This is a genomic window from Bradyrhizobium sp. 1(2017) (assembly GCF_011602485.2).
GTDB lineage: Bacteria > Pseudomonadota > Alphaproteobacteria > Rhizobiales > Xanthobacteraceae > Bradyrhizobium.
On the sequence record NZ_CP050022.2, the window covers coordinates 3,777,367 to 3,796,048 of the forward strand.

An 18,682-nucleotide genomic window follows, 5' to 3' on the forward strand; every position below is an offset into this window, starting at 1 on the left:
TGGTGCAGCACTGTCAGTTCAAATGCCAGCCAAAGCAGTGGGATTGTACCAGAAGACAATTGCTCGTCGCGCAGAGATCTTCGTTACTGGCAGTGCGCGGGTGGACTGCGGTCCGCGCCTAGACGACGGTCCCGGAACCCCAAATGAACCCAGGCCCGGGCCGTCGTTTTGGCGCATCGAAATTGAAAAGGGCTTCATCAACCGTGGTACCGAACTTCGCTGATGAATTTCACCAAAGGATAATCGAACCGCCCGGCTGATCGGATGTGCTTCATTGCACGAAATTCGATCATCGCGAGATGCCCCCAATGAAAGGTGACTTCTAATCGAACGATCGCAGCAATGCGATCGAACTTGACGAAGTCATTTTCCCGGTCCCGCCGACGTCCGGACAACGGAAATTCCTGCACGTTGATCCATGCGGGCTTAGGCTAACAAGCAGCGTTGTTGTCTGGCTGAAACTTGATCGAGGTTGGTCGCTAATTCGGACGGCTCGATGACGAGCGTGCAAGCGGACTCCGCGCCCTGGACTTGTTCCGGCTTTCCAGTTCTGCGCCACGCGAACGGACATGCGTAGATGCCCGGGACAGGCCCGGGCATGACGAAGTTGCAGAGCGTCCCTGAAGCAGTTGACGAAAGCAGCGCTCGTTACGCGCCGACTTCGCACTTCTTCATGAAGCTGTTCTTGGCGGCGCCGGCGAGCGGCTTGCCGTCGGCACTGACGGCCTTGGGCGCGCAGGCGTCGGCCTTGCATTTCTTCAGGAACGAGGTCTTGGCGGCCCCGGCCAGCGGCTTGCCGTCCTTGCCGACGGCCTTGCTCTCGCAGGTTTCTTGCGCGAAGGCCGAGCCCGCCGCAAAGGTGGCGACGATCGCAGCGAGGAAAATCCGCTTCATCATGGGTGTCTCCTAAACCAGAGATGGCGGGCGGATTGGAGCCGGGAATCGTGGCGCAATCAAGCAGGATCAGCCCTCGACGCCCGTCTGCTTGCCGATTTTCGAGCCCGATCGGCAACTGTCCCTCTGTTGCACCGCTCGCTGACCCGGCCGCTCGCTCCTGCTAGCGTCGCGCGGTCGAGATGAAGGGAGTATCGTGATGGACGCTGCGATCCCGAAGGAGCACGAAGCCGCCGATCGGCATTCTCACCTGGTTCAGCCGCAAAGCATGGACTGGCAGAAAACGCGCTTTCCCGGCTGCGAGGCCAAGACGTTGCTGTTCGATTGCCGCACGGGCCTGATGACTGCCCTGATGCGCTTTGCGCCGGGATCGGTGCTGCCCGACCACGAGCATGTCGGCATCGAGCAGAGCTACGTCATCGAGGGCGCGCTCGTCGACAAGGAGGGGCCCGCCAAGGGGATCGCCTGCAAGGCGGGCGAATTCATCTGGCGCGAGGCCGGCAGCCGGCATGCCGCCTGGTGTCCGGACGGCGCCTTGATCCTGGCCATCTTCCAGGTGCCGAACAAGTTCTTCGAAGCCGACGGCCGTGTGGTCGATGCCGCCGGTCAGGATTGGGACGAGACGTGGGGCCACACGGACGCGCAGCGGGCGCGGAGCGTTTGACCGTCCTCAGACACCCCGCATCAGCAGCGCCTTGAAGTCGGCGCGTGCTCGCTGCGCTTCGGCGCGGGCCACGTCCGAGGCGTCGCCCATGCCGAAATAGCCATGGATCAGACCGGGGCCCTCATGGTGCTTGACCCGCACGCCGGCGGCTTCCAGTGCCCGCGCATAGGCCGCGCCTTCGTCGCGCAGGGGATCGAACCAGGCGGTGGTCACGATCGCGGGCGCGACCCCGGCGAGGGATGCCGCGCGCAGCGGCGAGACGCGCCAGTCGCTGGCTTGGGCGGGATCGGCGAGATAATGGCCGCAAAACCATTCCATCGTGGCGCGCGTCAGGAAGTAGCCGTCGGCATTCTCGGCGCGCGAGGGATAGCGCGCGTTCTCGCCCGCATCGGCGTAAGAGCCGAGGACGTCGGTCACGGGATAGACCAGCAATTGCGCGGCGAGCTTGATGCCGGCATCGCGGCAGGCGAGCGCGGTGGTCGCCGCGAGATTGCCGCCGGCGCTGTCGCCGGCAACGCCGAGGCGCTTGGCATCGCCGCCAAATTCCGCGACGCGGTTGACGATGTCGCTGACTGCTGCGAAGGCGTCCTCGAAGGCGCCGGGAAAGCGCGTCTCGGGCGGACGGCGATAGTCCACGGAAACGACGACGGCGCCGGTCTCGATCGCAAGGTTGCGCGCCTGCCGGTCGTGGGTTTCGAGATCGCCCGCAACCCAGCCGCCGCCATGGAAGAACACCACGGTCGGTGCCGGCGTAGCGCCGACCCGATAGACGCGTGCATCGAGCGGGCCGGCGCCGCCCTTCACCTTGATATCCTGCACGCTGTCGACGGACGGGGGTGGGATGGCGGCGCGCGAGGCAGCCAGTGCGCGCAAGGAATCGCGGGCGCTCTGTGGCGTCATGACCGCGAGATCGCGCATCGGCATGAGCGGAATGATCTGGGCGATGACGGGATCGAGCGGCGCGGCCATGGCGTGTCTCCTCGCGAGGTTTCTTGGTCTTGCTTGCGGGTTAGCATAGATTTTGCCCGCCGCATCGGCAACCCGCAGTCTGCCGCAACGCCGGACGAACGGGCAGGGAGGTTCAAGAGGCGGATTTCGAAGCGCTGGTCCAGTCGCGCAGCAGCGTGCGTGGCTTCAAGCACGAGCCGGTTGCTGCGCGCGGTGATCGAGGCGATCATCGAGAGCGCCAAGCGCGCGCCGTCGTCGATGAACACCCAGCCCTGGCATGTCCGCGTGCTCACTGGCGCCAGGATTCCGCAGGACGAGGCCATCATGACCTGCGTTGCGATGGGCTATCCCAACGATGACTTCGCCGCGAACGCAGTGCGCTCGGACCGCGAGCACAATCAGGAGTTTGTACGCTACGTCGTTTTTGCCGATTAGCACGACGAAGGAGATTATTCTCTGCGGAATTTTTTTGGTGCGGAGTCGTCATCGGCCTCTTGCAATCTCGAAGGTGCGGGAGGAACAATATGCAGACTGAGAGGTTTGTTGCTGGCGCGAGGGAATTGACATGCGGCGGCTGGCTAGCCTGGTTCGGCGGTTCTTCGGCCCGCGGATGCGGCGCCCGATCGATGATGATCCAAGTCTTCCTTTCACACCTGAGGAGCTCGGCCGGCTGATCCGCAGCGGCAGGCATGAGGATATGAAGCTGCTGGCCGACGGACTGGCCTGCCGGTCCATCCCGCGCGGCGCCCGGCATCGCGCTACGCATTAGGGCTGCATTGGAAGCGGGGCTGCGGCGCTCACCGCGTGAGTGCGACCTGCTTGAATGATTGGATCAGGGCCTTTTCCAGCTTCCCGTTCATCCCACAGAGAACGTTGTAGGCCTCCGCGCGCGGCATGGTCGGCTTGTAGTGCCGGTGCTCTATCAGCGCTGCGAAAATATCCGAGATCGTTAAAATCCGCACGATATCACCAATGCTCTCGGCGCAGAGGGCGTCGGGATAGCCGCTCCCGTCGAGATACTCGTGATGGTGACGAACGGCATCGAGTATCTCCGGAGAGATCCCCTCATGTCCCTTGAGAAAGTCGTAGCCGGTCGTCGGATGCGTCTCGACCAGAGCGCGTTCGGCGGGATCAAGGCGGCCGGGCTTGTCGAGGATCGCCAGCGGAATCTGCGCCTTGCCGATGTCGTGGAACATGGCAGCGGAATAAAGACGTTCCAGGTCGGCCCTGCCGACGCCGAGGCTCAGTCCGAAGTCGATGGCAACGCCGGTCACGAGAAGGCAATGTTGATAGGTTCCTTCGTGATGGCGTCGCACCGTCATGAGCCATTCCGTCAGACCATGCTGGGTGATACGATCGGCAATCTGGCGACCGGCCTTCTTGGTCCCGGCGACGTCGAGCGGTTGGCCCAAGGTCACAGCCGTGAACATCGATGCGATTGCGGTCGCCGCGATCTCGACGGCATTGTCCGGTTGCTGCGTGTCGCTCGACAAAGCCGGCGTCCCGTCGACTGGATCGATCAATGCTGCCAGAAGTTTGGCACGACCGATTGTGCTAGGAAGGACCAGTGTCGCCCCGAGCGCATAGGCTTGCGAAATGCAGACGTGGGAGGTGTGGTCGAGCAGGAAGATGCGCTTGCTGGCCTTCGCCAGCTTGCTCGCCCGCTTCTTGATGGCCGCGATATTATCGACGTCGCGCAGCTCCGCGCGGATGACGATGGCGGCTGGCGCCTGCGACAGCCTGGAATCTGCGTCCAATCGCTCGCCTGCGATGGTGAATTTCTCTTGAAGGATCGAACAGATGCCGGAGAGCTTGTCGGACGTGTCGGCCCACACATGCAGGAAGGGGCGACCCGCCGCTATCTCTGCGATGCCGGCGTCGCCATTGACGGGACCTGGTCTGGTTCGCGCGTGCTGCACTATCTAACTCGGCGTTACGCCTGCAGGGATGTCGAAACAGGGGGTGTTGGTATCTACTTGCTCTGAACGGCGTTCTGGGCCGAGGCCGGGGCGCTTGCAGATTTCTTCCTGCCATCAGTGATGAAATGGACACCAGCCATGGTGCCGTCGATCCAGACCAGCTCGCAGCGTCGATAGGCGAGGCCGGTCGAAGACAGCAGCATGAAGAACTCTTTGGCCTGGAGCACGTCGAGCGTGCCCTCGACCTCGATCTTGGCTCCGCTTTGCGACACGTCCAGCAGGACGCAACTGCGTCGCCAGGTACCGTCAGAACCCATGAGGTTGACCGGCTGCTTGTGGTCCATTTTCACGCGAGACGCTTTGCGACCGTCGAACCTCATCGGCTAACCCCCATCTTTGCGCCGCGACTTCCCCGACTGCTCTCCTTGACGTTCGCGGCAATTTCTCCCCAACGCACCGTCCACTGGCTGGTTGACAAGAGGAGCGTCTCGAACATGTGCTGCGCGCGTTCGCGTTCGGCGATCGAAAGTCTTGTGCCACTGCGGTTGCTCAAGATGGCAAGCGTGGTCTGCCAGTTCAGCCGCGAGGCACGGCATGCCATGACGAGACCTTCGCAATCATCGTCGGTCATCACATGCTCGACGATCTCGATGGGGGTTCCCGAAAGCACTGACAGGGCTGTGAACAAATTGGCGGTCTCCCCGCGGATCGCGAAGCGGTTCACCGTGGAATCGTTGAGCTTGCCGATGCGGTTGAGCGCAACGATCTCCGGCCGCGCGCTCGCATAGGCGGCCGCGCAGGGAAGCTTGGGCGGGACTGGAGCGGTCGATGTCGATTGGCGCGAGGTGGTGGCCTTCGGCACTGTGTCGGACTCGGGGCACGCGAGGCCGACAGCAATTCTCGCATGACCGCATCGGGCGTGTCGGGCCTGAGTGCCAGCGCCTTCGTGATTTCATCATCGGCTTGGCACCTCTCGGCGAGCGCGACGTACGCGGCATCAGAGAAGCGTGCCTCCGTGTTGCCGATCAGCACGAGACAAGCACTGCGGGCGCCGCCCTTGATCAGTGCCTCGATCACCGGCGGATCGATCGGCGCTCGGGCGGCGATCGCATCTTGCTGGCGTTCGCCGCTCGAACCCGCGATCGACTGGAGATCGGCCGTGGAGAGTGACCGCGATCTGAGCAGGACAGGGCACGCCACCGTCGGATCGGGATGTGAGGCGAGACGTCGCACCGTCTTCGGCGGAGCTATCTCGAGATCGGCCAGCGCCGTGCTGAGCTGAATCAGCGCCCCGGCCTCGACGCGCTCCATCAAGCGCAGCAGAACGCCGTCAGTCACATGGGCGAGCAATTCCTGGGGCCGGTCGCCACGGCTTGTGAGCAACCGCAAAATGCCGGAGAGGATGCGCGTGCAGCGATCCGGCGGACACGTTGCGACCGCGTCTTCCAGCTCGACCAGAATATCAGCAGGCGAATTTGCCTTCATGGCAGGAGCCTGAAAATGAAATAAATCTGACGATCAAACGATCGCCATTTCGCCTGAAAAACGTTAAGGTGAATTTTAGACGCTGCGCTTTTCGGTATTGTTGCACCGTCAATTGTACTCAAACGCTATCGAAATTCGGCGAGGCAGGGCGGCCAGACTTGTCCTTTCGGCGGGACGCTCGCCAATTGATCAGAACAGGTTAGGATCGATTCTATCGGTGCGCGGGAACGCCGAGGGGGGAGCGAACCGGCACTGAGGCCGGACGCAGGTTTAACGCTACGCTGCGTTTTTATTTAAATGAACAGCATTGATGATGTGCCCAGACCGGCACTCAATACATTTCGTTTTTCGGACGTCGACGAATTCCGGAACGCCATACGCGGGCTGAATTTCGAATTTACGCCTTTCGTACGGAAGATTTCGGCCGAACAGACGATCCTATCGCTACCCGGCTGCGACGTGAATTTGACGCGCGCATTTCCTCGGGTCGTCGATGCACAGCTCGTCGGGAATTGCACGGCGATCGGCCTCACAATGGACGACCTCAATGTTCCTATTCGCTTCAATGGCTCGCAACGCGCGCGACCGGCGGTGGTCATTGGCACCGGCGGCGCGGCCTATACCAGCATCGAGGAAGTGCAGCGGCAAATCGCCTCAGTGGTCTTCAGGCCGGAGGTGAGGGATCGCGGCTGGCCGCCCACGCTCACAAGCTTCAAGATTTTTGAAATCTCCGCGGCTGGTTTGCACCGGCTGCGCAGCGTGGTTCGTGAGGTGATGTCCGAGGCGTCCAAGCCGATCGAGGCGTCGGAGCTGTCATTGAAGAGCGCGGCCATGAAGGAATCGCTGCTCGGAGCCGTTGACGACGCTTTCGAAAGCGTCGTTTCGGCTCGCTGGACCCTGCACTCCAATGACGGACGGAACTTCAAGATTTTTCAGGATATCAACACGCTGATTTCTGAGGATCTGTCGCAGCCGATGTACAGTGACGAGATCGCGCGCAAGCTCGGGCTGTCCGTCCGCACCATGCACGACGTCGTCCGCCGCTATCGCGGCATGAGCTTGCACCGCTACCTGCGCCTGCGCCGGCTGTGGCTGGTGCGCCGGCGGCTTCTGGCGGGAGCCGATAGCGTCAAGGGGGTCGCGCTGGCGTTCGGTTTCTGGCATCTCAGCGATTTCTCCAGAAGCTATCGCGACCAGTTCGGCGAGACGCCATCGCAAACGCTGGACCGCGGTCGCGGGCACCGGCGCTAGCGCAATAAAACGATCAGGCGCCGCTGACCTTTCGTGCTACTTTGCCGGCCATGAGCAATCGCATTCTCGTTTTCTACGGTTCCTACCGGTCCGACCGCATGGGCGTCCGCCTTGCGAATTTCGTCATCAATGGTCTGCGCGGCCGCGGCGAGGATGTCGAGTTCATCGACGCCAAGGCGATCGGCCTGCCGATGCTCGATCGCATGTACAAGGAATATCCCAAGGGCTCGGCGCCCGAGGCATTGGAGACGCTGGCCGGACAGATCCGCGGCGCCGACGGCTTCGTCTTCGTCACCGGCGAATACAACTGGGGCATCCAGCCCGGCCTGAAGAATCTCACCGATCATTTCCTCGAAGAATGGTTCTGGCGACCGGCCGCGATCGTGAGCTATTCGGCGGGCCGCTTGTCCGGTGCGCGCGCCGCGACCGCCTGGCACGGCACGCTGTCGGAGATGGGCATGGTCGTGGTGTCGAGCACCATCGGCGTCGGACCGGTCGCGCAGACGCTGTCGGAAGCCGGCGAGCCAATCGGCGATGGCGGCAAGGCGCTGGAGCGCTCGTTCCCGCGCTTCGCCGACGATCTCAATTGGTGGATCGAGGCCGCCAAGGCGCAGCGTGCGCGCAAGGCGCCGCCTTATTGAGCCTTCTTACGCCGCCCTGACCTCACCGAGGAAGCGGTCGAACTGGCCGGCGAGATCGCGAGACTGGGTCGAGAGCTGCTCGGCGGCACCCAGCACCTCCCTTGCGGCAGTTCCCGTATCGTCGGCGGCGCGTTGCACGCCCGAGATGTTGCTGTTGACCTCCTGGGTGCCGCGCGCGGCCTCCTGGACGCTGCGGGCGATCTCCTTGGTTGCCGAGCCCTGTTCCTCGATCGCCGCGGCAATCGCCGTGCCGATCTGGTCGATTTCGCTGATGACCTCGGCGACGTTGCGGATCGCGGCCACGGTCTCGTCGCTCGCGGCCTGGATCGCGTTGATCTGCTCGGAAATTTCGGTCGTGGCCTTGGCAGTCTGGCCGGCCAGCGACTTCACTTCGGAGGCAACCACGGCAAAGCCGCGGCCGGCATCGCCGGCGCGGGCGGCCTCAATGGTCGCGTTCAGCGCGAGCAGGTTGGTCTGCTCGGCGATGCTCTGGATCAGCGTGACGACGTCGCCGATCTTTTGGGCGCCTTCGGCGAGCGCGCGGGCGGTGTCGCCGGTGCGGCGGGCATTGTCGACGGCGCGGGCCGCGATCTCGGTCGATTGCGCGACCTGACGGCCGATCTCGGCGATCGAGGAGGTCAGCTCCTCGGTGGCGCTGGCCACGGTCTGCACGTTGGTCGAGGTCTGTTCGGAGGCGGCGGCGACCACCGCGGCCTGGCTGTTGGTCTGGGCCGCGGTCGAGGTCATCGACTGGGCGGTGCTTTCCATCGTGGAGGAGGCGCGGGAGAGGCCGCCGACGAGCTCGGTGACCTTGGCCTCGAAGGCGCGGGTGAGGTCGTCGAGCGCCTGGGCGCGGCGCATCTTGCCGTCGTTTTCGGCCTGCTTCTCAGCCGCGAGCCGGTCGGCCCGGATCATGTTGTCCTTGAACACCTGAACGGCGGCGGCCATCGCGCCGATCTCGTCGGAGCGTTCGGCACCGGGGATCTCTTCGGCAAGGTCGCCGTCGGCAAGGCGCGACATCCGGCCCGTCAGGCCGACGATCGGGGCGCAGACGCGGCGGCGGACCATCACGATCAGGCCGGCGCTGGCGCCCAGCACGGCGAGGAGGCCGGCGAGCGCGATGGTGAAGCTGGTGCGCGCGGCGGAGGAAGCGCCTGCGAGGATTTGTTCGGCGTTGTCATAGAGCGCATCGCGAACGCCGATGATGGAGCCGAGGCCCTTTTGCGAGGCCGCATAATAGGTGTCGACGTCGTGCTCGTACTTGCCGCTGACGGCGCCGTCCTTGACCATCTTGAGCTCGCGGCCGAATTCCTCGACGTAGCGCGAATTCATCGTCTCCAGCGCCGCGCCGACATTGGCCGGGGTTGCCGGATGGCCGCGCAGCTCCATCAGCGCCATCACGATCTGGTCGCTTCGGCCCTGCATCCGGGCGACGTCGGCCTTCTCGGCGTCGGTTGCGACCTTCTTCCCGCCGACGAGGTTCTTGTGGACGCTGGCATTGAGGCCGCCGATGTCGCGCAGCGTCATGGCGATGTTGGCGTAGTTGGCCTGGCGGAAGGCATCGCCATTGAGGATCGCCATGCGGCGCACCTGCTCGTTGAGCAGGGCGGTGACCCCGGCGTTGAGCACCGCGTTGTCGGCGACGACCTTCCTGGCGGCGTCCTTGCGCGCTTCCGCCGGTCCCGCAATCGCCTTGTCGATGGCCTCGCGCAGCGCCGTGAACTTCGAATTGATGGCGTCGATCTCGGTACCGATGGTGCTGCCGTCGTCGAACGGACCGGGCAACTCCTTGCGCAGCGCATTCATCCTGTCACGGGCAACGTCGGTCTGCTTGCGCAGCTTGTCGTGCTCGGAGAGCTGCGCGGGATCGACGGTGGCGGGCCCGTAGAGGATGTTGGTAGCAAAGCCGCGCTCGGGGTTGAGATAGCGCGGGATGTCGCTGGCCGCGCGCACGATCGCCAGGCGGCCTTGCGCCTCGCTGATTCGCTCCATCGTCTGATATTTCGTCACGGCGACGTAGACGGCGAGGCCGCCGCCGACGGTCGAGAGCGAGACGATGGCGGTGGTCAGGAGCGTACCGATTTTCATGATCTGTCCGGCAATTGGCGCAGGGGAAGTATTTTGCACGGACGATAGGCAGGCGATCTTAATCCCGGGTTTACGCTCCGGCCCGCCGGAGCTCGCCTCAGGCGTAGGTCGCGCTCACGGTTCCCAGCGGACCGAAATCGGCGACGTAAGTCTCCCCGGCCTTCGGCCGCAGCATGCCCGTCAGCGTGCCCGTGCTGACGGTCTGGCCGGCCTTGAGACCGATGCCGGTGCGCGACAGCTCGTTGGCGAGCCAGGTGAGCGGCACCAGCGGATGGTCGATCGCCTCCGCAGCGCTGCCGCGGCGCCTCTCGACGCCATTGCAATTGAGGATGACGTTCTGATTGGCGATGTCGCGGTTGCGCCAGTCGACGATGGACTCTCCAAGCACGATCGTTCCGGATCCGCAGCCGTCGGCTATGATCGCGGGCATCGGCGGAAACGCCGCGTCGTGAACGAAGCGGCATTGCGCGAGCTCGATGCCGGGATGCAGCGAGACGACGGCATCGCCGACCTCGTCCACCGCATAGGGCTTCGAGCGCGGCGGCAGGTCGGCACCGAGGCGTGCCTGGTACTCGACCTCCGGAATCGGGCTGCATTGCCTGGCGTGTTCGACGCTTGCGGGCGAGGCCTTGATCAGGGGCGCGAATACCCGACCATAGATCGGCGAGGAGGTGCGAAGCTGGCGCTGGAGCCCGGCCTTCATGCCGGCGATCTTCCAGCCGACGACATCCCAGCCCAATTCCTCCTCGACCATCCGCGCGATACGGTACGCGGTGTCGGCGTCCGGCGGCACCAGCCTCTCGTCGAGGCCGCTTTGTTGCCGGCCCTCGCGGCGCAGATTGGCGAGATGACGGGCGAGTTCGCGTTGCCGGGACAAATCCATTGCTGCGTTCCGATCTATTGGGTTGGGCGGGTGAGGGCGGCGGTCAGCACCGTCTCCAGTTCCTCTTGAACCTGATCCAGCGCAGCGGCGCTGCGGCTCGCGCGGCACATCGCGACCGTGCCTTCGATCGAGGCGACGACGAGTGTGGCAAGCCGCTCGGCTCGTTCCGCAGCCAGCCCTTCGCGCAGCAAGGCGGCGCGCATGATCTGCCGCCAGTCGGCGAAGACGCCGTCGGCAAGATCGAGCAGATGTCCCTGCGCCGTCTCGTCGTCCTTGTCGGAGGCCTCGCCGACATAGCGGTCGACGGCGACGGCGAGCACCGGGCAGCCCGCGGCGAAGCCGGTCGCCTCCAGCCGGCGGCGCCACGATGCGACGAAAGCTGCCAGGCCGCCGATCACGCCGCGTTCGTTCATGGCCCTCTCCAGGGGGATGGACACCTGCTTGCCGGCAAAGATTACGGCCTCAGCGATCAACTGCCGCTTGCCGTCCGGAAAGTGGTGGCTGATCGAGCCGCGCGGCGTCGCCGTATGGCGCACGACGTCGCGCATGCTGGTGGCATTAACGCCGTGCCGGCTCATCAGGTCGGCGGCGCCGGCGATCATCTTGTCACGTGTGCTTGAGGTCATCGGGAGTCCCGCAAATGGCGTCCTCATCTAGCTATGACGCTTGACATAGGCAAGTCATCCTGAAATATGACGAATGTCATAATGTAAAAAGGGGCGTCACTTGACCATCATCACCGTGACCGCACCTGCCGGCCGGCTCAGCCTGGCGCAGCGCCGCCTGCTTGCGGAAAGCCTGTCCGATGCCGTGCTCGAGCCCGAGATCGGCCAGCATGCGCCAGCAGCGCGAATGGGCTTTCAGGTCCACTTCGCGGACTTGCCGGCCGACTGCATGGCGATCGGCGGCCGGCTCCTCTCGGACCAGCCGCGCGACATCATGACGGTCAACATCGCGGTGATGAACGCAGCCTGGCCTGCCGAGGTGCGAGCCGAGGTGATCCGCACCGTGCTGGCGCGGCTCGCCGAGGCCTGCGGGATGCCAGCGCCTGCGCCAACCTGGTGGGTCAATTTCGAGATCATCGCGGAGGGAAGCTGGGGCTCGCGCGGCGGCGTGCTTTCGATCCTTCAGCTCCTGGAGACCGGCGTGTTCACGCCGGAGCGGATCACCGCCATTCGCGCAGCACTTCAGCCGACGGCCTGACCGGCTGCCAACACCAAGCGATCAATCATGGAGAGAAGCAAATGAGCGAGGGACACATTCGCACCGAGGTCCACGGCCATGTCCTCAGGATCATCATCGACAATCCCACGAAGAAAAACGCGTTCACGCCGGCGATGATGGAGCAATTGTCGGATGCGCTGACCGAGTTGCACGACAACGAAGCCTACCGCGCTGGCGTGCTCTGCGCCGAAGGCAGGGATTTCACTGCCGGTCTCGACATGCCGAAATTCTTCGGGCCTTCCGCCGAAAAGCGCAACGTCAAGGAGGGCAATGTCGATCCGTTCGGGCTCAGCAAGCGTTGCCGCAAGCCTGTTATCACCGCCGTTCAGGGGATCGTATTCACCATCGGTATCGAGCTGATGCTCGCCGGTGACATCGTGGTGGCCGCCGCGGATTCACGCTTTTGCCAGATGGAGTCCAAGCGCGGCATCGCCCCGCTCGGCGGCGCGCATTTCCGCTTCCTGTCGCGCGCCGGCTGGGGCGACGCGATGTACCATCTGTTTTTGTGCGACGAGTTTTCGGCCGAACGCGCCCAGGCGATCGGCCTCGTCCAGGAGGTCGTGCCACCTGGTGAGCAAATCGAGCGGGCGATGGCGCTCGCCGCCATCATCGCGCGCAATGCGCCGCTCGGCATCCAGGTCACCAAGGAAGCGGCGGCCAAATATGTCGAGGGGGGCGAGGCGGCGGCGATCGCCTACATCCCGAACATTCGCGGCCGCGTGCTCGGCAGTGGCGACGCGAAGGAGGGCATTCAATCCTTCATCGAGCGGCGGGCGGCCGTCTTTCAGGGACGCTGATCATCCGCGCGAGGCGCGATCGAGCTTCGAGAGGATCTCCAGCGTGGCCTCGTCGCGTTCGCCCGCGAAATATCGGGCGAGCGCTTCTGCGAAAATGGGCTCATCGGACACCTCGGCGAACAGCGTCATGGACGAGCGGAACTTGGCATCGTCGGGGGCGCCGAGGATCGTGTTGATGGTCCGTCCCTGAACGGCGAGCACGAGCCTGGTGCATTCGCTCAGGCGTCCCCCGAGGATGGGGTGGGCGAGATAGGCCTCGGCCTCTGCCCGGGAGCCGATCGCGTAGCGCTGCGACATGGCGCTGAGGCCGAGGCCGGCGACCTGGGGGAAGACGAACCACATCCAGTGAGTCTGCTTCCGGCCGCGGGCCAGCTCCCCCTGGACGTCGTGATAGACCGGGTCCTGGGCCTGGACGAAGCGCTTTAGATCGAAAGGATCGGTCATTGGATACCTTAGAGAGCCTTGCCGGCCGCGATTATGCCTAACTTTTGGCTCCGGAGTTAGTCAAGCAGCGTAACCATCTGAAATCATTACACAAAATAATTAGCCCGATTGCTCGGGCTAACATTGGGCTAACGGGGTGATGTTGAACATCGTGAAAGGCTGTTAGCCCGCGACCTTCACCGGGCGCGGGAGCGAGCGCGGACGGCCCTTCGTGTTGCGGGCGCGCATCGCCTGCGCCAGCGCCGATTTCGGGTCACGCAGGTCGCGCTGCCACGCCATGACCTCGTCCTTGAACCACAGCTTCCGGTGGGGCGAGATCGCCTCGCCACGAGGAAAGACACCGTCCCGCTCCATGCGAAAAAGCGTCGTGCGGCTGACGGGGATCAGCGCGAGCACCTGCTCGGCCGTGATCATCTCGCGAACGTCTTCTTGGTCTTCGCTCATGGCTGGGCTCCTATCGTTTGCAGACGGGCGGCGGCAGGCCAGCGGCCAGATGCCCCTCGCGCTTGTTGGTTTCCTCGACGAACGCCAGCGCCTGGAGATGATCCCTGAGGTGCCGGACGGCGTCGGCGGCTTGCGGGTAGGCGATGTGGTTCTGCGTGATGCGGTCGATGTGCAGGACCAGATCGCGCGGTGGGCTCGGGTGCCCGGCGCCCAGCTGCGGCAGCGGGTCCGCCATCGAGGCGGGGGCCCAGTCCTGCGTGTAGTCGCAGTGCGGGCAGACCCAGCCGCGCCGGGTCGCCACCAAGGCGCGGTCGGCGCCGATATGCACCGCCGGGCAGGTGAACTCGTGGAACAGGCCCGACCGCTGGAAGGCGTTGAGCCGGTCCACGACGGTGGGCCCCCACGGGGCCCTGATCTTGTCGTCGTCAGCCATGGTGCCCCCGCAGCGATTCGAGACCATTGTCGGTGATGGCGTAGCTGATCGGGTCGTAGCGCTTGCGATGCGGGTCGATCTCGATCAGCCCGCGCACCATCAGCACGGAGCGGATGATGCTCGGCGGGATGCCCGGCCGATTGGGGCCGGTCGGGCTGTTGTCCTTGAACCAGTTGAGAGCCTTGCGCTCGTTGAGTGTCAGCGGGCGCTCGGGCTTCGCCGGGGCCGGTGCAGGCGCGGGCGCGTCAACATCGCCATAGCCCATGAACGTTTCTGCTTCGGCCATGATCAGAGCCTCAGGACGCGCTGGGCGACTTCGTCGATGGTGTCGCCGATCCGCGAGACCTCGTCGTTGACGCGCAGGCAGACCTCGACCTGTTCCTGTAGCGTGCCCTTGGCGGCAGCGCCGCCGACCAGCACCTGCTGCTTCAGCGCGTGCAGCTGCTTCTCCAGCCCGTCGATCTGCTCGCAGACATCGCCGACGACCTTGTCGATCAGCGCGTTGATGGCGTCGCGCTGCGGCGCGCCGGGCGACGGCGGCTGCACCATTGGCTGGACCGGCGGGGCAGCGGTGCGCGGCGGATAGATGCGCGTGGCGTCGCGGTCGATCTCGTCGCGCATCGCGGCGAGCCGTTCACGGTCGTTGTAGATGCTCTGTCGGGATTGTGGTTCGTGCATGACGCAAACTCCCCTTGCTCTCAGAACGAGAGCGAGGAGCCTACATCGTGATTAGTACGAAACTCAAGAAGTGCAGAAACTAAGAACTCAGGCTGCGGACTTTGCCGGTCGCGCTTGCTTCGGCCGCTTCTTCCTTGGCCTCTGCTTTTTCTTGAGGCTTTCCAGCTTCATTTTCGCGGCCTCGAACTCGGCTTCGGCCTTTTCGCGCTCGCGCTTGGTCGCTTCGGCGGCCTGTAGCTTCCTTGTGAATTGCGGTGATAAGTTCCCGGTGTCACCCCACCACAGCCACTCGGCGAGGCTCTCGCCCGTCTGCGCCTTGAGAATGAAGGCTATTTCTCGGGGGATCGGGTAGCCGCGCTCGTAATTGTTCCAGCGCTTCATGTCGATCTTCAGCTTGTCCGCGATCACTTGCTGGCTGCCTGCGGCGACCGCTTCGCGCAGCAGTCTCAATCGAGACTTGTAGCCCTCGAAATCTTCCTCAAACCCCTTGATCTTCTTCATCCTTCGCTCCCATGGCCGCCGCCGCTGGCCAGACTAACCATTACGCAATTAACAAACGCCATACAACCAACGGGTGGGACGCTATCGCACTTATTACGCAAGCGCAACGACCCGGCGTAGCCATGTTGCTTTTGTGCATTTCCGCCGTCATCGTATTAGTGACGAATTTTGTAACGTCACGACCAATGAGATCGAAAATGCGCAAACTGAAGACCGCCAAGGCGGTGGTCGCGCACCTCGGCGGCCTGCCGAAGGTGGCGACCCTGACCGACACCAACATCAACACCGCGAAGAACTGGCCGGGCCGCAAGAAGGCGTTTCCCGCCGCGACCTATGTCGTCATGCACCGTGCCCTGCGGCGGCGCCGGGCGACGGCCAATCCGCTCCTGTGGGGCATGCGCGGTCTGGAGTGACGCGCATGGGGATGAGCCTCGACCGCTGGAACATCGAGATGCGTCCGTCGCTCGATGAAATCCGTTGGCACGCCCACCGCATCATGCAGCACGTCGATGCGCTGCCGGTGCAGGCCGATTTCGAGACGCTCGCCGAAGGCGACATGAAACTGTGCGAGCAGGCGCTCACGCAGGCTCTCGGCCGCGTCTCCCGCGCGCTCAAGACGTACAGGGAGAAGCCCCGTGACACTGGAACTGGTGCATAGCGCACTGACCATCGAGATGGAGCAGCGCGTGCTGCGCATGCAGAGCGACGCGCTGATCCTGAAGAACGAGATGACCAAGGCGCAGGCCCGCGCCGTGTTTCTGATCCTGCAGGACGCCCGCGACAATCTCTCGCGCGTGCTGGATCGCGCCGAATGGGAGGGAGTGATGAAGCGATGAACGAACAAGAAGCCGACATGTTGCGCGGCGAGATCGAGCGGCTGATCCACGACTATCCCGAGATCGCGGAGGACGAGGTGCTGCGCGCCGACATGCTCGACGGCGAAACCGCGATCTCCGACGTGCTCACCGATCTGATCCGCATGGCTGAGGACGCCAAGGCGATGCGCGACGCGACCAAGTCGCGCCAGGACGACCTCAAGGCGCGGGCGCAGCGCTTCGACCGGCGCGTCGAGTTCGTGCGCTCGCTGATGCTGGCCATCCTCGATGCCGCCAACCTGCGCAAGGTCGAGCTGCCGGAAGGCACGATTTTCCTGCGCAACAACGCCCAGCAGATCGTCGGCGAGATCGACCCGGCCGTGCTGCCGGACGATCTCGTCAAGATCGAGCGTAAGGCCGACCGCGCCGCCATCAAGGACGCACTGAAGGCCGGACGTGATCTGCCCGGCCTCGTGCTCAGCAATTCCCCGCCGTCCGTCGTCGTCACCGTGAAATAGGAGAGAAGGTCAAATGGCGAAGAACCAGCATCGCATCCATCGCTTGGATTACATCCGCATCAACGACAAGTTACGCGAGGTCATCGAGCGCCTCGACGACACGACCTGCAAATACAAGGACGCGTGGGACGACACCCGTGTCGCCCGTGAGTTGAAGCTGCCGCTCAACTCGGTCGGCAACCTGCGCCGTGAAGCCTACGGCAACCTGCCGAACGGTGGCGGTCGCACCGACACCGGCCGCCTCAAGAGCGACGTCGAGGGCATGCTGAAGCTGCTGGAGGAGGAGCGTGCGGCGAAGGAGGAACTGCAGCAGACCGTCAGCGAGCAGCAGACCATGATCCTCAACCTCGCCAACGCCGTCGAGAAGGTCACGCGCAACTTCGACGACCTGAACAGCAAGGTCAGCAAGCTGGTCGCGAGCCTCGTCATCAAGGGCTACCACGACCTGCGTCACCTCGATGCCAAGCAGCCTCCCGCAGCACACTGAGGTGAGCCATGACGTTCAACGACGACCAGAAGGCCTCGCTCGGCGCGCCGCTCAACCGCGCGCAGGTGAAGGCGCGCAAGCAGGGCGGGCGCACGTTCAGCTACATCGAGGGCTGGCACGTCATCGCCGAAGCCAATCGCATCTTCGGCTTCGACGGCTGGCAGCGCGAGACCATCGAGACCAAGTGCGTCACGGAAGCCGCGCGCGAGATCGGTGAGAACAAGGCGCCGGGCTTCGGCGTCACCTACAACGCCAAGGTCCGCGTCACGGTGGGCGACATCGTGCGCGAGGGCTGCGGCACCGGCCACGGCATCGACCGCGATCTCGGCCTCGCGCACGAGAGCGCGCTGAAGGAAGCCGAGACCGACGCAATGAAGCGAGCCTTCATGACGTTCGGCAACCCGTTCGGCCTCGCGCTCTACGACAAGGAGCAGGCGAATGTGATGGACGAGAGCGAGATGCGCCTTGCCGCTGAAGTGGCGGCGAAGCGGCAGTCGTTCCTCGAACACTACAAGGCGTCCATCGAGGGTTACACCGACGCGGAGAAGCTGAAGGCGTTCTGGAGCAGCGATGGGCAGAAGGCGGCGCGTCGCGCCTATCAGCTGCTGCCTGACGATGTCGAGATGCTGAAGGGGCTGGTGGTCGCCAAGGTGGCCAAGCTGGGAGGCGGCAATGCAGCGTCCTGACGCCTTCGAGCACGCCAGCATCCAGTGGGGCGACGACGGCAAAAGCGTGCGCGGGCTGATCGTGCGCTGTCCTTGCGGCGCGTGCGAGAAGCTGCCGCTGGGTGGCTCCCGCTTCGTCACGTCGGAACCCGATAGCGCGGCGCGCGAGCATCAGGCCGTGCGGCGCAGGCTGGTGCCGAAGGGATGGTTCATCGGTCGCGCTCGCCGTGAACACCGCTGCCCGCAATGCAATGCGCTGCGCACGACCAGCCAGCACATGCCGCGCCCCTCGCTGCCGAAGCAGATGCCGGTCGAACCGCCACTGCTCAGCCTGGCGCAGCAGGTCGCGCCCGACATCAAGCGCATCATGGCGCTCGCGGAGCAGATCGGTCAGCGGCAGATCAGGAAGGCAAAGCGATGAATCTCGCCGATCTGGCACGCCGCAACGCGATCTCCCTGGAGGTCAGGAAGGACGGGCTGACGCAGCGCCAGTCCGGCGACTGGCAGCTGCGCCTGACCATCGCAGCCATCGACATGGACAGCCGCATCACGCAGGCGCCAATGGGTACGCGCTTCGCCGCCGTACTCGTCGAGATCAACGACGACGAGAGCCCGGTCGATCACGCCAGCGAGGAGCGCGACAAGTGGCGCGACCTCGGGCCCGCGAAGCAGGCGGGCATGCGCTGCAAGGAGCCTGTCTTCTGGGCGTTCATGCGGGAGCGCTACCACTTTCCGATCAGGAACGAGGACGACTGTGCCACCGCCGTCCGCGACATCTGCGGCGTCGATAGCCGCGCCGATCTGTCGAAGCCCGGCAAGACCAGCGAGCGGCAGCGCTGGTTCGACATCGATTGCGCATTTCAAGCATGGAAGGTGAGGGAACATGGATAATCGGCAGAACGT

At 64.3% G+C, this 18,682-nt stretch carries 29 protein-coding genes; 14 read left to right on the plus strand and 15 right to left on the minus strand.

Translation table 11 applies throughout. The features are described 5' to 3' along the window. Positions 1 to 648: 648 nt before the first annotated feature. Positions 649 to 897, minus strand: coding sequence for a hypothetical protein (locus tag HAP40_RS17710; protein ID WP_135165309.1), 249 nt, complete (start codon positions 895 to 897; stop codon positions 649 to 651). Between the two features lie 196 nt (positions 898 to 1,093). Between HAP40_RS17710 and HAP40_RS17715 the strand changes: the two genes are divergently transcribed. Beyond that, positions 1,094 to 1,558, plus strand: coding sequence for a cupin domain-containing protein (locus HAP40_RS17715; RefSeq protein WP_166816598.1), 465 nt, complete (start codon positions 1,094 to 1,096; stop codon positions 1,556 to 1,558). Between the two features lie 6 nt (positions 1,559 to 1,564). Here HAP40_RS17715 and HAP40_RS17720 read toward each other — a convergent pair whose 3' ends face one another. After that, positions 1,565 to 2,527, minus strand: coding sequence for an alpha/beta hydrolase (locus tag HAP40_RS17720; RefSeq protein WP_166816597.1), 963 nt, complete (start codon positions 2,525 to 2,527; stop codon positions 1,565 to 1,567). A gap of 159 nt (positions 2,528 to 2,686) precedes the next feature. Between HAP40_RS17720 and HAP40_RS17725 the strand changes: the two genes are divergently transcribed. Beyond that, on the plus strand, positions 2,687 to 2,941 hold the full coding sequence (locus HAP40_RS17725) for a nitroreductase family protein (RefSeq protein WP_246741083.1): 255 nt from the start codon (positions 2,687 to 2,689) through the stop codon (positions 2,939 to 2,941). Positions 2,942 to 3,303: 362 nt separating this feature from the next. Here the strand turns inward: HAP40_RS17725 and HAP40_RS17730 are convergent, their stop codons facing one another. The 4 genes from HAP40_RS17730 to HAP40_RS17745 are packed head-to-tail and all read right to left on the minus strand — an operon-like array spanning position 3,304 to position 5,910. Beyond that, positions 3,304 to 4,425, minus strand: coding sequence for an HD-GYP domain-containing protein (locus HAP40_RS17730; protein WP_166816595.1), 1,122 nt, complete (start codon positions 4,423 to 4,425; stop codon positions 3,304 to 3,306). A gap of 53 nt (positions 4,426 to 4,478) precedes the next feature. After that, positions 4,479 to 4,805, minus strand: coding sequence for a PilZ domain-containing protein (locus HAP40_RS17735; RefSeq protein ID WP_166816594.1), 327 nt, complete (start codon positions 4,803 to 4,805; stop codon positions 4,479 to 4,481). Further along, positions 4,802 to 5,191 (minus strand): DUF2336 domain-containing protein, encoded by a 390-nt coding sequence (locus HAP40_RS17740; protein ID WP_334271029.1) that lies wholly within the window; start codon positions 5,189 to 5,191, stop codon positions 4,802 to 4,804. Before HAP40_RS17740 ends, HAP40_RS17735 begins: the two co-directional genes overlap by 4 nt. Beyond that, positions 5,146 to 5,910 (minus strand): DUF2336 domain-containing protein, encoded by a 765-nt coding sequence (locus HAP40_RS17745; protein ID WP_256380440.1) that lies wholly within the window; start codon positions 5,908 to 5,910, stop codon positions 5,146 to 5,148. The genes HAP40_RS17740 and HAP40_RS17745 overlap by 46 nt, the downstream gene beginning before the upstream one ends. Before the next feature lie 297 nt (positions 5,911 to 6,207). Here HAP40_RS17745 and HAP40_RS17750 point away from each other — a divergent pair, with 297 nt between their 5' ends. Together HAP40_RS17750 and HAP40_RS17755 are read left to right on the plus strand one after the other, a co-directional pair. Further along, the gene (locus HAP40_RS17750; protein ID WP_166816593.1) at positions 6,208 to 7,161 is read left to right on the plus strand and encodes an AraC family transcriptional regulator; all 954 of its coding nucleotides are present in this window, start codon (positions 6,208 to 6,210) and stop codon (positions 7,159 to 7,161) included. 50 nt (positions 7,162 to 7,211) lie between these two features. Beyond that, the gene (locus tag HAP40_RS17755) at positions 7,212 to 7,802 is read left to right on the plus strand and encodes an NADPH-dependent FMN reductase (RefSeq protein ID WP_166816592.1); all 591 of its coding nucleotides are present in this window, start codon (positions 7,212 to 7,214) and stop codon (positions 7,800 to 7,802) included. A 6-nt stretch (positions 7,803 to 7,808) separates the two neighbouring features. Here the strand turns inward: HAP40_RS17755 and HAP40_RS17760 are convergent, their stop codons facing one another. The 3 genes from HAP40_RS17760 to HAP40_RS17770 form a co-directional block, all read right to left on the minus strand. Continuing rightward, positions 7,809 to 9,890 (minus strand): methyl-accepting chemotaxis protein, encoded by a 2,082-nt coding sequence (locus tag HAP40_RS17760; RefSeq protein ID WP_166816591.1) that lies wholly within the window; start codon positions 9,888 to 9,890, stop codon positions 7,809 to 7,811. A 97-nt stretch (positions 9,891 to 9,987) separates the two neighbouring features. Beyond that, entirely contained in the window at positions 9,988 to 10,773 is a 786-nt protein-coding gene (locus HAP40_RS17765) for a 2-keto-4-pentenoate hydratase (RefSeq protein ID WP_166816590.1), read from the minus strand. Between the two features lie 14 nt (positions 10,774 to 10,787). Further along, positions 10,788 to 11,375: a TetR/AcrR family transcriptional regulator gene (locus HAP40_RS17770; protein ID WP_246741082.1), complete on the minus strand. Its 588-nt coding sequence runs from the start codon at positions 11,373 to 11,375 to the stop codon at positions 10,788 to 10,790. 124 nt (positions 11,376 to 11,499) lie between these two features. Between HAP40_RS17770 and HAP40_RS17775 the strand changes: the two genes are divergently transcribed. Together HAP40_RS17775 and HAP40_RS17780 are read left to right on the plus strand one after the other, a co-directional pair. Further along, positions 11,500 to 11,976 (plus strand): tautomerase family protein, encoded by a 477-nt coding sequence (locus tag HAP40_RS17775; RefSeq protein WP_166816588.1) that lies wholly within the window; start codon positions 11,500 to 11,502, stop codon positions 11,974 to 11,976. Between the two features lie 41 nt (positions 11,977 to 12,017). Further along, positions 12,018 to 12,794, plus strand: coding sequence for a crotonase/enoyl-CoA hydratase family protein (locus HAP40_RS17780; protein WP_166816587.1), 777 nt, complete (start codon positions 12,018 to 12,020; stop codon positions 12,792 to 12,794). Here HAP40_RS17780 and HAP40_RS17785 read toward each other — a convergent pair whose 3' ends face one another. The 6 genes from HAP40_RS17785 to HAP40_RS17810 all read right to left on the minus strand — a co-directional run bounded on the left by HAP40_RS17785 (position 12,795) and on the right by HAP40_RS17810 (position 15,294). After that, positions 12,795 to 13,238: a DUF1810 domain-containing protein gene (locus HAP40_RS17785; protein WP_166816586.1), complete on the minus strand. Its 444-nt coding sequence runs from the start codon at positions 13,236 to 13,238 to the stop codon at positions 12,795 to 12,797. A 162-nt stretch (positions 13,239 to 13,400) separates the two neighbouring features. Then, positions 13,401 to 13,682 (minus strand): helix-turn-helix transcriptional regulator, encoded by a 282-nt coding sequence (locus tag HAP40_RS17790; RefSeq protein ID WP_166816585.1) that lies wholly within the window; start codon positions 13,680 to 13,682, stop codon positions 13,401 to 13,403. 10 nt (positions 13,683 to 13,692) lie between these two features. After that, positions 13,693 to 14,115: a hypothetical protein gene (locus HAP40_RS17795; RefSeq protein ID WP_166816584.1), complete on the minus strand. Its 423-nt coding sequence runs from the start codon at positions 14,113 to 14,115 to the stop codon at positions 13,693 to 13,695. After that, complete coding sequence (locus tag HAP40_RS17800; protein ID WP_166816583.1) at positions 14,108 to 14,401, minus strand: hypothetical protein; 294 nt, start codon at positions 14,399 to 14,401, stop codon at positions 14,108 to 14,110. The genes HAP40_RS17795 and HAP40_RS17800 overlap by 8 nt, the downstream gene beginning before the upstream one ends. Before the next feature lie 2 nt (positions 14,402 to 14,403). Beyond that, a complete protein-coding gene (locus tag HAP40_RS17805) occupies positions 14,404 to 14,793 on the minus strand; it encodes a hypothetical protein (protein ID WP_166816582.1) in 390 nt (129 codons plus the stop codon). 87 nt (positions 14,794 to 14,880) lie between these two features. Further along, entirely contained in the window at positions 14,881 to 15,294 is a 414-nt protein-coding gene (locus HAP40_RS17810; RefSeq protein WP_166816581.1) for a hypothetical protein, read from the minus strand. 197 nt (positions 15,295 to 15,491) lie between these two features. On the opposite strand from HAP40_RS17810, the gene HAP40_RS17815 reads away from it, so the two are divergent. From HAP40_RS17815 to HAP40_RS17850, 8 genes are read left to right on the plus strand one after another with little or no spacing between them, the layout of a single operon-like run. Next, the gene (locus HAP40_RS17815; RefSeq protein WP_166816580.1) at positions 15,492 to 15,707 is read left to right on the plus strand and encodes a hypothetical protein; all 216 of its coding nucleotides are present in this window, start codon (positions 15,492 to 15,494) and stop codon (positions 15,705 to 15,707) included. A gap of 5 nt (positions 15,708 to 15,712) precedes the next feature. Further along, positions 15,713 to 15,952 carry a hypothetical protein gene (locus HAP40_RS17820; protein ID WP_166816579.1) on the plus strand — a complete coding sequence of 80 codons (240 nt, stop codon included), beginning with the start codon at positions 15,713 to 15,715 and terminating at the stop codon, positions 15,950 to 15,952. Next, entirely contained in the window at positions 15,930 to 16,130 is a 201-nt protein-coding gene (locus tag HAP40_RS17825) for a hypothetical protein (protein WP_166816578.1), read from the plus strand. Before HAP40_RS17820 ends, HAP40_RS17825 begins: the two co-directional genes overlap by 23 nt. Beyond that, positions 16,127 to 16,627 (plus strand): siphovirus Gp157 family protein, encoded by a 501-nt coding sequence (locus HAP40_RS17830; RefSeq protein WP_166816577.1) that lies wholly within the window; start codon positions 16,127 to 16,129, stop codon positions 16,625 to 16,627. Before HAP40_RS17825 ends, HAP40_RS17830 begins: the two co-directional genes overlap by 4 nt. Positions 16,628 to 16,640: 13 nt before the next feature. Next, on the plus strand, positions 16,641 to 17,114 hold the full coding sequence (locus tag HAP40_RS17835; protein WP_166816576.1) for a hypothetical protein: 474 nt from the start codon (positions 16,641 to 16,643) through the stop codon (positions 17,112 to 17,114). 8 nt (positions 17,115 to 17,122) lie between these two features. Further along, a complete protein-coding gene (locus HAP40_RS17840; protein WP_166816575.1) occupies positions 17,123 to 17,800 on the plus strand; it encodes a Rad52/Rad22 family DNA repair protein in 678 nt (225 codons plus the stop codon). Next, a complete protein-coding gene (locus HAP40_RS17845; protein ID WP_166816574.1) occupies positions 17,787 to 18,200 on the plus strand; it encodes a hypothetical protein in 414 nt (137 codons plus the stop codon). Before HAP40_RS17840 ends, HAP40_RS17845 begins: the two co-directional genes overlap by 14 nt. Continuing rightward, positions 18,197 to 18,670, plus strand: a complete 474-nt coding sequence (locus tag HAP40_RS17850; protein WP_166816573.1) for a hypothetical protein — start codon at positions 18,197 to 18,199, stop codon at positions 18,668 to 18,670. The genes HAP40_RS17845 and HAP40_RS17850 overlap by 4 nt, the downstream gene beginning before the upstream one ends. Positions 18,671 to 18,682 lie beyond the last annotated feature (12 nt).

What these genes read in the sequence shown, in the direction of transcription:
- HAP40_RS17710 (WP_135165309.1), bottom strand. Translation starts at nt 897, where the DNA reads ATGATGAAGCGGATTTTCCTCGCTGCGATCGTCGCCACCTTTGCGGCG.
- HAP40_RS17715 (WP_166816598.1), top strand. Translation starts at nt 1,094, where the DNA reads ATGGACGCTGCGATCCCGAAGGAGCACGAAGCCGCCGATCGGCATTCT.
- HAP40_RS17720 (WP_166816597.1), bottom strand. Translation starts at nt 2,527, where the DNA reads ATGGCCGCGCCGCTCGATCCCGTCATCGCCCAGATCATTCCGCTCATG.
- HAP40_RS17735 (WP_166816594.1), bottom strand. Translation starts at nt 4,805, where the DNA reads ATGAGGTTCGACGGTCGCAAAGCGTCTCGCGTGAAAATGGACCACAAG.
- HAP40_RS17745 (WP_256380440.1), bottom strand. Translation starts at nt 5,910, where the DNA reads ATGAAGGCAAATTCGCCTGCTGATATTCTGGTCGAGCTGGAAGACGCG.
- HAP40_RS17750 (WP_166816593.1), top strand. Translation starts at nt 6,208, where the DNA reads ATGAACAGCATTGATGATGTGCCCAGACCGGCACTCAATACATTTCGT.
- HAP40_RS17755 (WP_166816592.1), top strand. Translation starts at nt 7,212, where the DNA reads ATGAGCAATCGCATTCTCGTTTTCTACGGTTCCTACCGGTCCGACCGC.
- HAP40_RS17760 (WP_166816591.1), bottom strand. Translation starts at nt 9,890, where the DNA reads ATGAAAATCGGTACGCTCCTGACCACCGCCATCGTCTCGCTCTCGACC.
- HAP40_RS17765 (WP_166816590.1), bottom strand. Translation starts at nt 10,773, where the DNA reads ATGGATTTGTCCCGGCAACGCGAACTCGCCCGTCATCTCGCCAATCTG.
- HAP40_RS17770 (WP_246741082.1), bottom strand. Translation starts at nt 11,375, where the DNA reads ATGATCGCCGGCGCCGCCGACCTGATGAGCCGGCACGGCGTTAATGCC.
- HAP40_RS17780 (WP_166816587.1), top strand. Translation starts at nt 12,018, where the DNA reads ATGAGCGAGGGACACATTCGCACCGAGGTCCACGGCCATGTCCTCAGG.
- HAP40_RS17785 (WP_166816586.1), bottom strand. Translation starts at nt 13,238, where the DNA reads ATGACCGATCCTTTCGATCTAAAGCGCTTCGTCCAGGCCCAGGACCCG.
- HAP40_RS17790 (WP_166816585.1), bottom strand. Translation starts at nt 13,682, where the DNA reads ATGAGCGAAGACCAAGAAGACGTTCGCGAGATGATCACGGCCGAGCAG.
- HAP40_RS17795 (WP_166816584.1), bottom strand. Translation starts at nt 14,115, where the DNA reads ATGGCTGACGACGACAAGATCAGGGCCCCGTGGGGGCCCACCGTCGTG.
- HAP40_RS17800 (WP_166816583.1), bottom strand. Translation starts at nt 14,401, where the DNA reads ATGGCCGAAGCAGAAACGTTCATGGGCTATGGCGATGTTGACGCGCCC.
- HAP40_RS17805 (WP_166816582.1), bottom strand. Translation starts at nt 14,793, where the DNA reads ATGCACGAACCACAATCCCGACAGAGCATCTACAACGACCGTGAACGG.
- HAP40_RS17810 (WP_166816581.1), bottom strand. Translation starts at nt 15,294, where the DNA reads ATGAAGAAGATCAAGGGGTTTGAGGAAGATTTCGAGGGCTACAAGTCT.
- HAP40_RS17815 (WP_166816580.1), top strand. Translation starts at nt 15,492, where the DNA reads ATGCGCAAACTGAAGACCGCCAAGGCGGTGGTCGCGCACCTCGGCGGC.
- HAP40_RS17820 (WP_166816579.1), top strand. Translation starts at nt 15,713, where the DNA reads ATGGGGATGAGCCTCGACCGCTGGAACATCGAGATGCGTCCGTCGCTC.
- HAP40_RS17830 (WP_166816577.1), top strand. Translation starts at nt 16,127, where the DNA reads ATGAACGAACAAGAAGCCGACATGTTGCGCGGCGAGATCGAGCGGCTG.
- HAP40_RS17835 (WP_166816576.1), top strand. Translation starts at nt 16,641, where the DNA reads ATGGCGAAGAACCAGCATCGCATCCATCGCTTGGATTACATCCGCATC.
- HAP40_RS17840 (WP_166816575.1), top strand. Translation starts at nt 17,123, where the DNA reads ATGACGTTCAACGACGACCAGAAGGCCTCGCTCGGCGCGCCGCTCAAC.
- HAP40_RS17845 (WP_166816574.1), top strand. Translation starts at nt 17,787, where the DNA reads ATGCAGCGTCCTGACGCCTTCGAGCACGCCAGCATCCAGTGGGGCGAC.
- HAP40_RS17850 (WP_166816573.1), top strand. Translation starts at nt 18,197, where the DNA reads ATGAATCTCGCCGATCTGGCACGCCGCAACGCGATCTCCCTGGAGGTC.